The organism is Streptomyces sp. NPDC015661, from assembly GCF_043077765.1.
Classification (GTDB): Bacteria; Actinomycetota; Actinomycetes; order Streptomycetales; family Streptomycetaceae; genus Streptomyces.
The window spans coordinates 910,420-920,433 of sequence record NZ_JBIBST010000001.1 but is presented as its reverse complement, the minus strand read 5'-3'; the positions used below and the strand labels follow the sequence as shown (position 1 = coordinate 920,433).

Annotated in this window: 16 protein-coding genes and 1 pseudogene; 12 read left to right on the top strand and 5 right to left on the bottom strand. The window is 73.1% G+C overall.

Annotated elements, in window-relative coordinates; all coding sequences use genetic code 11:
* From ACF07V_RS04410 to ACF07V_RS04385, 6 genes and pseudogenes are all read left to right on the top strand, one after another.
* Nucleotides 1-97, top strand: a pseudogene (locus ACF07V_RS04410) (ABC transporter permease); the annotation flags it as partial.
* Nucleotides 98-282: 185 nt separating this feature from the next.
* Nucleotides 283-567 (top strand): hypothetical protein, encoded by a 285-nt coding sequence (locus tag ACF07V_RS04405; RefSeq protein WP_392151343.1) that lies wholly within the window; start codon nucleotides 283-285, stop codon nucleotides 565-567.
* A 43-nt stretch (nucleotides 568-610) separates the two neighbouring features.
* Complete coding sequence (locus tag ACF07V_RS04400; protein ID WP_392151342.1) at nucleotides 611-922, top strand: DUF2087 domain-containing protein; 312 nt, start codon at nucleotides 611-613, stop codon at nucleotides 920-922.
* The gene (locus ACF07V_RS04395; RefSeq protein ID WP_392151341.1) at nucleotides 919-1,548 is read left to right on the top strand and encodes a LysE/ArgO family amino acid transporter; all 630 of its coding nucleotides are present in this window, start codon (nucleotides 919-921) and stop codon (nucleotides 1,546-1,548) included. Before ACF07V_RS04400 ends, ACF07V_RS04395 begins: the two co-directional genes overlap by 4 nt.
* Nucleotides 1,549-1,637: 89 nt before the next feature.
* Nucleotides 1,638-2,045, top strand: a complete 408-nt coding sequence (locus ACF07V_RS04390) for a hypothetical protein (RefSeq protein ID WP_392151340.1) — start codon at nucleotides 1,638-1,640, stop codon at nucleotides 2,043-2,045.
* A gap of 214 nt (nucleotides 2,046-2,259) precedes the next feature.
* Nucleotides 2,260-3,549 (top strand): amino acid permease, encoded by a 1,290-nt coding sequence (locus ACF07V_RS04385; RefSeq protein ID WP_392151339.1) that lies wholly within the window; start codon nucleotides 2,260-2,262, stop codon nucleotides 3,547-3,549.
* Here ACF07V_RS04385 and ACF07V_RS04380 read toward each other — a convergent pair.
* From ACF07V_RS04380 to ACF07V_RS04370, 3 genes are read right to left on the bottom strand one after another with little or no spacing between them, the layout of a single operon-like run.
* Nucleotides 3,503-4,168 carry a TetR/AcrR family transcriptional regulator gene (locus tag ACF07V_RS04380; RefSeq protein ID WP_392151338.1) on the bottom strand — a complete coding sequence of 222 codons (666 nt, stop codon included), beginning with the start codon at nucleotides 4,166-4,168 and terminating at the stop codon, nucleotides 3,503-3,505. The two genes, ACF07V_RS04385 and ACF07V_RS04380, sit on opposite strands and share 47 nt — an antisense overlap.
* Nucleotides 4,169-4,212: 44 nt before the next feature.
* On the bottom strand, nucleotides 4,213-5,316 hold the full coding sequence (locus ACF07V_RS04375; RefSeq protein ID WP_392151337.1) for an MFS transporter: 1,104 nt from the start codon (nucleotides 5,314-5,316) through the stop codon (nucleotides 4,213-4,215).
* Nucleotides 5,313-6,191 (bottom strand): pirin family protein, encoded by an 879-nt coding sequence (locus tag ACF07V_RS04370; protein ID WP_392151336.1) that lies wholly within the window; start codon nucleotides 6,189-6,191, stop codon nucleotides 5,313-5,315. Before ACF07V_RS04370 ends, ACF07V_RS04375 begins: the two co-directional genes overlap by 4 nt.
* A gap of 81 nt (nucleotides 6,192-6,272) precedes the next feature.
* On the opposite strand from ACF07V_RS04370, the gene ACF07V_RS04365 reads away from it, so the two are divergent.
* The 5 genes from ACF07V_RS04365 to ACF07V_RS04345 are packed head-to-tail and all read left to right on the top strand — an operon-like array spanning nucleotide 6,273 to nucleotide 8,316.
* Entirely contained in the window at nucleotides 6,273-6,893 is a 621-nt protein-coding gene (locus tag ACF07V_RS04365) for an NADPH-dependent FMN reductase (protein ID WP_392151335.1), read from the top strand.
* Complete coding sequence (locus tag ACF07V_RS04360) at nucleotides 6,890-7,834, top strand: MBL fold metallo-hydrolase (protein ID WP_392151334.1); 945 nt, start codon at nucleotides 6,890-6,892, stop codon at nucleotides 7,832-7,834. Before ACF07V_RS04365 ends, ACF07V_RS04360 begins: the two co-directional genes overlap by 4 nt.
* Nucleotides 7,835-7,877: 43 nt before the next feature.
* Nucleotides 7,878-8,018 carry a hypothetical protein gene (locus tag ACF07V_RS04355; protein WP_392151333.1) on the top strand — a complete coding sequence of 47 codons (141 nt, stop codon included), beginning with the start codon at nucleotides 7,878-7,880 and terminating at the stop codon, nucleotides 8,016-8,018.
* Nucleotides 8,019-8,032: 14 nt separating this feature from the next.
* Nucleotides 8,033-8,167 carry a hypothetical protein gene (locus ACF07V_RS04350; RefSeq protein ID WP_392151332.1) on the top strand — a complete coding sequence of 45 codons (135 nt, stop codon included), beginning with the start codon at nucleotides 8,033-8,035 and terminating at the stop codon, nucleotides 8,165-8,167.
* 14 nt (nucleotides 8,168-8,181) lie between these two features.
* Entirely contained in the window at nucleotides 8,182-8,316 is a 135-nt protein-coding gene (locus ACF07V_RS04345) for a hypothetical protein (protein ID WP_392151331.1), read from the top strand.
* Nucleotides 8,317-8,377: 61 nt separating this feature from the next.
* On the opposite strand, the gene ACF07V_RS04340 is transcribed toward ACF07V_RS04345, so the two are convergent.
* Nucleotides 8,378-8,680, bottom strand: coding sequence for a hypothetical protein (locus ACF07V_RS04340; protein WP_392151330.1), 303 nt, complete (start codon nucleotides 8,678-8,680; stop codon nucleotides 8,378-8,380).
* Nucleotides 8,681-8,817: 137 nt separating this feature from the next.
* Nucleotides 8,818-9,264: an anthrone oxygenase family protein gene (locus tag ACF07V_RS04335; protein WP_392151329.1), complete on the bottom strand. Its 447-nt coding sequence runs from the start codon at nucleotides 9,262-9,264 to the stop codon at nucleotides 8,818-8,820.
* A 91-nt stretch (nucleotides 9,265-9,355) separates the two neighbouring features.
* Here ACF07V_RS04335 and ACF07V_RS04330 point away from each other — a divergent pair, with 91 nt between their 5' ends.
* The gene (locus ACF07V_RS04330) at nucleotides 9,356-9,934 is read left to right on the top strand and encodes a TetR/AcrR family transcriptional regulator (RefSeq protein WP_392151328.1); all 579 of its coding nucleotides are present in this window, start codon (nucleotides 9,356-9,358) and stop codon (nucleotides 9,932-9,934) included.
* Nucleotides 9,935-10,014 lie beyond the last annotated feature (80 nt).

The following is a 10,014-nucleotide window of genomic DNA, read 5'->3' as shown; positions in this document are numbered from 1 at the left end:
CGGCCACAACGGCTGGCTCGCCCTCGCCTGGTGCCTCGCCCTCGCCACCCTCGGCTACTTCTGGTCCAAGGCGGTGTTCAACCGGGACCCCAAGTGACCGAGCGGATGAACGGCCCCCAGCAAGGCCCGTCGCGACGGCGACGGGCCTTCGCCGTGCGGTACGGGGACGGCGGAGCCATGCGGTCGCGGCCCTCGCTCGAACGGGTCCCGTCGTCGTGCGGGGCACGGGGCCGGCTGGTCTGCTGGGTGGGAACCCCTTCCCGTACGTACAGGAGCAGGACCATGCGCAAGGGCGTCGTCGTCACCGTCGAGATTCCCGGCGGGACCCAGGAGCAGTACGAGGAGACCACGAGGCTGATCCAGGCCGCCGAGTGGTTTCCGCCGGCCGGGTTCATCGCGCACGCGTCCGGGCCGGACGGGCAGGGCGGGTGGCGGATCACGGACTTCTTCGACTCGGAGGAGAACTTCCTCGCCTTCGTGGCGAAGGCGAAGCCGTTCTTCGAGCGGACCGGGATGCCGCCGGTCATGCCGAGCTTCCAGCAGGCCGTGAACATCATCAGCGGCTGAAAATGCTTTGCGGGGCGGGGCGTACGCCGCCAGGCTCTCGGGCATGACCAGTCACCCCGCCGTCCGCCCCGTCGCGGACCTGTTCTCCGCCGACGGACGCCTCAAGGCGATCCCGCGCAAGCCCGCCCGCCGTGAGGCGCTGCTCGCGCATCTCGCGGCGACCCTCTTCGAGGCGGACCGGACCTACGGTGAGCCCGAGGTCAACGAGGCCCTGCTCACCGTGCACGAGGACTTCTCGGCGCTCCGCCGGTATCTGGTGATCGGCGGGTTCCTCGCCCGTACGAAGGACGGCGCGGACTACCGCCGACAGCAGCAGCCCGGCTCCCCCGGAGGCGCGATCCCCGCCGTCGCGTGACCGCCGTGGTGGTGGCCGGCCTGCTCGCCGGCTACGGCATCGCGATCCCGGTCGGCGCGGTCGGCGCCTATCTGGTGGCCGTCACGGCCCGGGCCGGGTGGCGTACGGGCGTCGGTGCGGCCCTCGGCGTCGCCACGGCCGACGGGGTCTACGCCCTGATCGCGGTGGCGGGCGGTTCCGCGCTCGTGCCCGTCCTCGCCCCGGTGATGACCCCGCTGCGGTGGGCGTCCGCCGTGGTGCTCGCCGTGCTGGCCCTGAAGGCCGCGTGGGGCGCCCTGGCCGCGTACCGCGAGGGAGGCCTCGCGTCCCGGAACGACGGTACGGCCCTGACACCCGCCCGCGCGTACGTGACGTTCCTGGGCATCACGATCCTCAACCCCATGACGGTGATCTACTTCGCCGCCCTCATCCTCGCCACGGGCCCCTCGGCGCCCGAGACGCCGGCCGACCGCACGGCCTTCGTGCTGGCCGCCGTCCTCGCCTCGGCGAGCTGGCAGCTCCTCCTCGCCCTCGGCGGCACGCTCCTCGGCCGCACCCTGACAAGTGCCCGGGGGCGGCTCGGCACGGCACTCGCGTCGAGCACGCTGATCGTCGTCCTCGCGGTACGGCTCCTGGCGCAGGGTTGACGCGTGGCCGCGCTCGGGCGTAATCCGGAGCCGTGACACTTCCCGGGGGACAGCACAGATGGATCCAACTCGGAGGAACGGGAGTCGCGTTGGCGCTCTTCGTTCTCTTCGCTTCGGCCGCCTTCGGGCAGTTCCGCGCCGGAGCGCGGATCGACGCGGCACCTGTGCGGGTGGAGGGCGTGATCGCCCGCGTCATCCCGCAGCCCAAGGGCGGTGAGTCGTACGAGATCTCGTACGTGGTCGACGGCCGTACCTACCGCACGGAAGACCTCCGCCTCGACCCGGCCCTGCTGCGACAGGCCCGGGTCGGCCTCGCCGTACCGCTGGAGGTCGCCGCCGACGACCCGGCGACGGCGCGCGCCGCGGGCGCGGACCACCCGGACGACGACGTCACCCCCGCCTTCGTCCTGGCCGCCCTGGCCTCGGCGGTGGCGGCCGTCTTCTGCCTCTGGTTCGGCCGCCGACCCACGTCGGACTTGCCCTCCCGCGCCGGCTGAACGCCCGGACGGCGGCCGTCAGGCGTCGGGCAGGACCGGGACCATCTCCGGCGTCCCGTCGCCCTCTCCCGCGTCCCGGGACGTCTCAGCGGGCGGGATTCGGTTGCCGTCCGGCGGGGACAGGCGTCAGGCTCCTGCGCTGGTCGTCTGAATTTCGGGGGGAATCGTGACAGGGCGGGTACTCGGGGCCGGGCTGCGTCAGCGGCATCTGGCCATGATCGCGTTGGGTGGGGCCATCGGTGCCGGGCTGTTCGTCGGGTCCGGGGTCGGGATCGCGGCCGCCGGGCCCGGGATCCTCGTCTCGTACGGTCTCGCCGGTGTGCTGACCGTGCTCGTCATGCGGATGCTCGGGGAGATGTCCGCCGCCCGTCCCGTGACCGGTTCCTTCGCCGAGCACGCGCGGCGGGCGTTCGGGCCGTGGGCCGGGCTGCTCGCCGGGTGGATGTACTGGGCGCTGCTGGTCGTGAGCGTCGCCGCCGAGGCCGTCGCCGCGGCGCACATCGTCGGCGGCTGGCTGCCCGCCGTGCCCGGCTGGGTGTGGGTGGCCGTCTTCATGAGCGTGTTCACCGTGAGCAACCTCGCCGGCGTACGGAACTTCGGCGAGCTGGAGTTCTGGTTCGCCGGGCTGAAGATCGCCGCGATCGTCGGGTTCCTGCTGCTCGGCGCCGTCGTGGTCCTCGGGCTGATGCCCGGGGCCCCCTCGCCCGGGGCCGGGCATCTCCTCCACGACGGCGGCTTCCTGCCGCACGGCTGGTACGGCGTCGCCGTCGGCATCGTCGCGGCCGTCTTCGCCTTCGGCGGGCTCGAGACCGTCACCATCGCGGCCGCCGAGTGCGACGACCCGGTCCGGGCCGTGCGGGCGGGCGTCCGGGCCGTGATGTGGCGGGTCGCCGTCTGCTACCTCGGCTCGATGGCCGTCATCGTGACCCTCGTCCCGTGGGACGCTCCGGCCGTTGCCGACGGGCCGTACGCCGCCGTCATGGACCGGATCGGCGTCCCCGGTGCCGGCGACGTGATGAAGGCCGTCGTCCTCGTGGCCCTGCTCTCCGCCATGAACGCCAACATCTACGGCTCCTCCCGCATGCTGTACGCCCTCGTCGGGCGCGGCGACGCGCCCCGCGCCCTGGGCGGGCTCGGTGGACGGTCGGGCGTCCCGTACGCCGCCGTCCTCGCCTCCGCCGCGTTCGGGTTCGTCTCGGTCGTGCTCAGCATGGTGTGGCCGCGCACGGTCTTCCCGTTCCTGCTCAACTCCATCGGCGCCGCGATCCTGCTCGTCTGGGCGCTGATCGCCGCCTCCCACCTGCGGCTGCACGGGCCCTCCGTGCGCGCTGCCGTCGCACTCGCCTCCATCGGCGGGGTGCTTCTCTTCATGCTGGGCGACGCCGCCAGTCGTACCCAGCTCCTCACCACCGGTGGCTGGGCCCTCGCCCTGCTGGTCCTCGCGTGGGTCCGCGGCCTCAGGCGCGCGCGTACCGCGCCAGGAACAGATCCACTCCCGAGCTGATCACCCGCGTCAGCTCCGCGTCGTCGATCTCCGCGTCCGGGGAGAAGGTACGGACGAGCTGCGGCACTCCCACCGTCGCCGCCACCAGCTGCTGCACGGCGAGCGCCGGGTCGGGCGCGTCGAGGGTGCCCCGGGCGTTCAGCTCGGTGAAGGCCTCGATCAGCGGGCCGTTGTTCATGTCGTAGCTGACCCGGTACCAGAGCTGGCCGAGCTGCGGGAAGCGGTCGATCTCGCCGATGACCAGGCGCCGCAGCGACATGATGTCCGGGCGCAGCAGGATCCGGGCCCAGTCGGTGGTGAGCCGGACGAGCGCGGCCCGCAGGTCGGGGGCGTCGGCGATGGTCGAGTTGGAGGGCTCCAGATCGGCGTACGTCTTCGGCAGGACGCCGCCGATGACGGCGAGGAACAGCCGTTCCTTGCTGCCGAAGTGCTTGTAGATCGTCGCCTTCGAGACGCCGGATCCCCGGGTGATCGCGTCCATCGAGGCCGCCGAGTACCCCTCCGCGAGGAACTCCGCGAGCGCCGCGTCGATGATCGCCTGGCGCTTGCGCGAGGCGGCGTCGGCGGGGTCCGGGATGATCGGGATGCCGTACTCGTCGATCGCGTCGGCGGCGTCCATGGCGGTGGTCCTTACGGTCGGTGCGTTCGGTGGCGGCGGCCTCACTATATGAACTGAACGGTTTGGTCTGCAAAGGCCGCGAGGGCGGGGCCCACCGCGACGCCGATCAGGAAGGCCAGGTTGAACAGGCCGATCGCCGGTCCCTGCCGGGCCGCCGGCAGGCCCCCGGTCGCCGCGCCCGTGAGCAGCCCCTGACCGCCGGCCGTGACCAGCGCGCTGGTCCCCGAGCCGACGAGGACGGCCACCGGCCAGGGCGCGGCCACGGCGAGGACCAGGGCCGCGGCCGATCCGAGCGCGAGGACGGCCTTGAGCCGGGCGGGGCCCAGCGCCGGGGCCGCGCGGACCAGTTGCCAGGACAGCAGCGCCCCCGCGAGCGCGGCGACGGACGCGAAGGCCCCGGTCTCCACCGCGCCCCAGCCGGTGAGCGCGGCGACGCGGCGCGGAGCGGCGTACAACAGGGCGAAGTTGACGGTGGACAGCGCCAGCATCAGCGCGGAGGCGGCGAGGAAACGGCGGTCGCGGAGGATGTCGAGGGGGAGCGACGGGGTGGTACGGGGGGACTCTCCGGCCTCCGGTCGTTCCCCGTCCGCCAGGCGGAGGACCGGGCGCAGGGAGAGCAGGCTCAGGAGCGGGAGGACCAGGGCTCCGCGCCAGCCCAGCGCGCCGGCGACCGCCGCCCCCGCGAACAGGCCCACGGTCCCGCCGGTCGCGCTGCCGATCGCGACCAGTCCCGGGAGGCGGCCCGAACGGTCCCGCCCGGCGAGCTGGAAGGCGGCGACGTTCAGGCCCGCCGCGCCGGCCGCCTCCAGGGCGCGGCCCGCGATCGCCAGGGGCAGGTTCGGTGCGAGGAGCACGAGGAGCGCGCCGAGGGCGACGAGGACGGCGGCGGCCTCGATGATCCCGCGGGCACCGCGCCGCCCGCCGGCGGTGGCCGAGAGCAGCGGGGTGCCGACGGCCATGCCGAGCCCGAACGCCGTCATCAGCCAGGCGGCCGACGCCGGGGCGGCTCCCAGGGCCCGCGCGGCCTCGGGCAGCACGAGGCTGGGCCCGGACACCCCCATGGCGGCGGGGGCGGCGAGCGCGGCGAGGAGGAGTCCGGTCCGGGCGGGGGCCCGCCGGTCCGCCAGGGGGGTCGACAGTGCGGTCATACCGGCATCCGCCCCATCCTGCCCTGCCTGAAGTCCCTCTCCGCCTGGCGGAGTTCGGCTGCCGTGTTCATCACGAAGGGGCCGCTGCGGGCCACCGGTTCGCCGATCGGTTCGCCCGTCAGGACGAGGACCTCGGCGGCGGCGTCCGGTGCCGCCACGGTGAACCGTTCGCCGTCGCGGGCGAGGACCGCGAGGTGGCCGTCCGGGAGGTGCTCGCCGGACACCGTGGCCTCGCCCCGCATCACGTACACCATGGCGTTGTGGCCGGCCGGGGCGCTGAACCCGGCGCTGCTCCCCGGCGCGAGCCGCCCGTGGGCGACGAGCACCGGCGTACGGGTCTCGAAGGGGCCGGTCACGCCGTGGCTGGTCCCGGCGAGGACGGTCAGTTCGGCGCCCTCGGGGGTGACCGCCACGGGCAGGTCGCCGGCCTCCACGTTCTGGCTCCGCGGCGGGACGCCCTTGAGGTGGGCGGGGAGGTTCAGCCAGATCTGGAGCATGTGCTGCCGGCCGCCCGAGGCGAGGAACTCCGGTGTGGGCAGGGCCTCGTGGACGATGCCGGAACCGGCGGTGAGCCACTGGACGCCGCCCGCGCGGACGACGGCGCGGTGGCCGCGGGAGTCGGCGTTCGCGATGTCGCCGTCGAGGACGTACTGGATCGTCTCGAAGCCCCGGTGCGGGTGCGGGGGAGCGCCCTTCGCCTCGCCGGGTGCGAGCTCGGTCGGACCGACCTGATCGATCACCAGGAAGGGGTCCACGAAGGGGAGTTCTTCGGTGGGGAACGGGCGGCGTACGGGGAATCCGGCGCCCTCGTACGTGTGGAAGGGGCGGGCTGTGCGGGCGACGGCCCGCTCTGTGGTGCGTGCGTCAGCGGCCATGTCTCGAATGAACTACACCATTCAGTTCACTGTCAAGACTGAACTGTTTCGTTGACAGAATGAACCGATCGGTTTAGCTTCATGGTCGTCGAGCCCGGCACCCGCCGGCTCACCGACGAACGGGGGACCCCCATGACCGCGTCCACGATCCTCGCCATCTCCGGCTCGCTCCGCGCCACCTCGCACAACACGCAACTGCTGCGTGCGGCCCAGAAGTTCAACCCCGGCGGCCAGGAGATCGAGATCTACGAGGACCTGCGCGAGATCCCGCCCTACGACCTGGACCTCGACACCCCCGAGAAGCGCCCGGCCGTCGTCGAAGAGCTGCGCCGCCGGGTCGCGGAGGCCGACGGACTCCTCATCGCCACCCCCGAGTTCAACTACTCCATCCCGGGCGTCCTCAAGAACGCGCTCGACTGGCTCTCCACCGACTGGACCAAGACCGAGGGCCTCCCGCTGCACCGCAAGCCCATCGCGATCCTCGGCGCCGCGCCCACCAACTTCGGCACGGTCCGGGCGCAGCTCGCCCTCCGCCAGGTCTTCGTCTGGACCGACAGCGACGTCGTCGTGAAGCCCGAGGTGCACGTCTTCCGCTCGCACGAGCGCTTCGACGAGGACGGCAACCTCACGGACGAGGTGACGATCGAGCTGCTCCAGGGCCTGCTCGGCGCGCTCCAGGCCAAGATCGAGGCCCGGTCATGAGCGGCACCGCCACGGGTCCGGGCGCGGCGCAGGCCCGGCCGGGGGCCGTCACCGCCACGGGTCCGGGCGCGGCGCAGGCCCGGCCGGAGACCGTCACCGCCACGGGTCCGGGCGCGGCGCAGGCCCCGCCGGAGACCGTCACCGCCACGGGTCCGGGCGCGGCGCAGGCCCCGCCGGGGGCCGTCACCGCCACCTACCTCGGCACGGCGACCGTCCTCCTCCGCATCGGCGACCTCACCGTCCTCACCGACCCCGCCCTGGACCCGGCCCCCGCCGACTACCCGGGCGCCCGCCCGCTCCACCGCACCGCGGGCCCCGCGCTGACCGCCGCCGAACTCCCGCCCGTCGACCTGGTGTTGCTCTCGCACGACCAGCACGCCGACAACCTGGACCCGGCCGGCCGTGAGGTCCTGGCCGGTGCGGAGCTCATCCTGACCACCCCGGAGGGCGCCGAACGCCTGGGCGGCCGGGCGGAGGGGCTCGCCACGTGGGAGAGCCGGAAGGTCACGGCGGGGACGACGACCGTCACGGTCACGTCGACCCCGGCCCGCCACGGCCCGGAGGGTACGGAGCAGGTCACCGGCCCCGTCACGGGCTTCGTCGTCGCGTACGAGGGCGGCACGCTGTACGTCTCCGGCGACACCGTCCGCCACGACGCCCTGACGGAGATCGGTGACCGATTCCGTATCGACACGGCCTTCCTCCACCTCGGCGACGCGCACTTCCCGTCCACCGGCGACCGCGCCTTCTCGATGAGCGCGACGGAGGGCGCCGCCCTCGCCCGCACCCTCGGGGCCCGCACGGTGATCCCCCTCCACTACGACTCCTGGGACCACCTCGCCGAGGATCCGGCCCGCATCACGGAGGCCTTCGAGGCCGACCCGGAGCTGTCGGGACGGCTGCGGTGGCTGCGTCCGGGAGTGGCTGAAAATATGCGATGATCATGTCAACTGTCGGCAGGGGGCCGACATTTGGGGAGTTCACATGACCATCAAGAAGCGCCTCGCGGCGACCGTCGCCGTCGCCTTCGCGGCCACCGCCCTGGCGCTCGGTGCCGCGGCCGCCCTGGAGACTCAGGGCCCGAAGTACCTGGTCCTGGCCGGCAACGTCTCCAACTGCCCGTAATTCCAGGGGGATTCATGAGCATCAAGACCCGTGTTGTCGCGGCCGTCGCCGTGGCCTTCGCCGCGACGCTCCTGGCGGTCGGTTTCGGCACGTTCGGCGAGCAGGGCCCGCAGTCCGTCGTCGCCGGCACCGTCATCAACCGCCCGTAGGAAGAGGAGCCTCCATGACGATCAAGACCCGTATCGGCGCCCTGCTCGCCACGGCGGTCGCCGCGCTCGGCCTGACGCTGGGAGCGACGACGCTCCTGTCGAACGGCTCCACCGCCGTCCTCGCCGGCAACATCTCCAACTGCCCGTGAATCCGGGGGGATTCACGAGCATCGCCTAGCAGCCCCGCGCCGCCGCCTCCGGCCCCTTCCGTCAGCGTACGGAGGGGGCCGTTCGCGTCGCCCGTACGGCCACGGCGGTCGCCAGCACCGCGACGGCCCCGGCGGCCATCACGCCCCGGCCGGAGCGGTACGAGAGCACCGACCAGCACGACCGCGCCGACAGCAGCGAGCCGACGCTCGCCCACGACCCGACGGAGAGCGCGGAGGCGGCGGAGCCGATCGACCCGACCGAGAGGAAGGACCCGACCGAACCGATCGACAGGGTCGAGCCGACCGAACCGATGGACAGGAACGAGTCCCGGGACCAGAGCGAAAGACGCGAAGAATCGGCCATGTGTCGATCGTAGGCGCTCGTACGGGGGTCGGGCGGGCTGCGGGGCGGGCCGAGTCTTCGTTCGGGCGTCGGGCGTCGGGCGTCGGGCGTCGGGCGTCGGGCGTCGGGCGTCGGGCGTCGGACGTCGGGCGTCGGGCTCAGACGAGGGCGGTGACCAGCAGGGTGAAGGCGGCGATGATGACGGCGACGCGGACGTAGTGGTACCGGTCCCAGCGGTTCATCTGCTCCTTCCAGTCCTCGGGCCGGTTCTCGGGGGTCCAGGTCTTGCCCCGGTTGTTGATCGGGACCAGCAGCAGGACCGACATGATCACGCTCACGATCAGCAGCCCGGCGGCGACGACGACGAGGGCGGTGCCCTGGTCGTGCCGGCCGGCGACGGCCCAGACCGCGCTGAGGACCAGCGAGCCGATGTACCAGAACGGCATCAGCGCGCCGAGCATCCGGCCCCCGTGGGCGCGGGCGAGCTGGTCGCTGTCCTCGGGGAGCGCGTCGAAGATCCGGTTCATGACGAACGCGACGGAGAACTCCACCCCCACCATCAGGCCGACGACCACGGTGGTGAACACCTGGAGTGCGTTGAGCATGATGACCCCTCCTGGGATCTAGCAGTGCTAGCTGATGAGTCAACGCTAGTACTGCTGCCGCTCGATTGTCTAGCGGTGCTAGGATCGAATCATGTCGGTACAGGAACGCAAGCAGCGTGAACGGGCGGAACGCGAGCGCCTCATCGTGGCGACCGCCCGCGAACTCGCCGAGCAGCAGGGCTGGGACGCGGTCACCACCCGCCGGCTCGCCGAGCGCATCGAGTACAGCCAGCCCGTCCTCTACAGCCACTTCCGCGGCAAGCGCGAGATCATCGGCGCGGTCGCCCTCCAGGGCGCCGCCGAGATGGCAGCGGCGGTGCGGGACGCGACCGCCGCCGCGGACGGCCCGCGCGCCCGGGGCGCCGCCCTCGCCCGCGCCTACCTCGACTTCGCCGCGGGCAACCCGGCGGTCTACGACGCGATGTTCCAGCTCGACGGCGGCCTGGCGTTCGCGCGGGAGGACACCCCGGAGCCGCTGAAGGACGCCTTCGCCGCGCTGCTCGAGAGCCTGGGCGAGGTTGCCGGGGACGACGTCGACCCGGGAGTGTTCACCGAGACCTTCTGGGCGTCCCTGCACGGCCTCGCGACCCTGACCCGCGCGGGACGGCTGCCGCCGGAGTACGCCGAACGGAGAACGGAACTGCTGGTGGACCGGCTGACCGTACTCTGACGCGCCGCACGGCCGGCGCCTCGGCAACGAGGTGGTCGCGCTGCGGCGCGCTGGGCCCCTGGAGCAGGGGCCGTACGGCA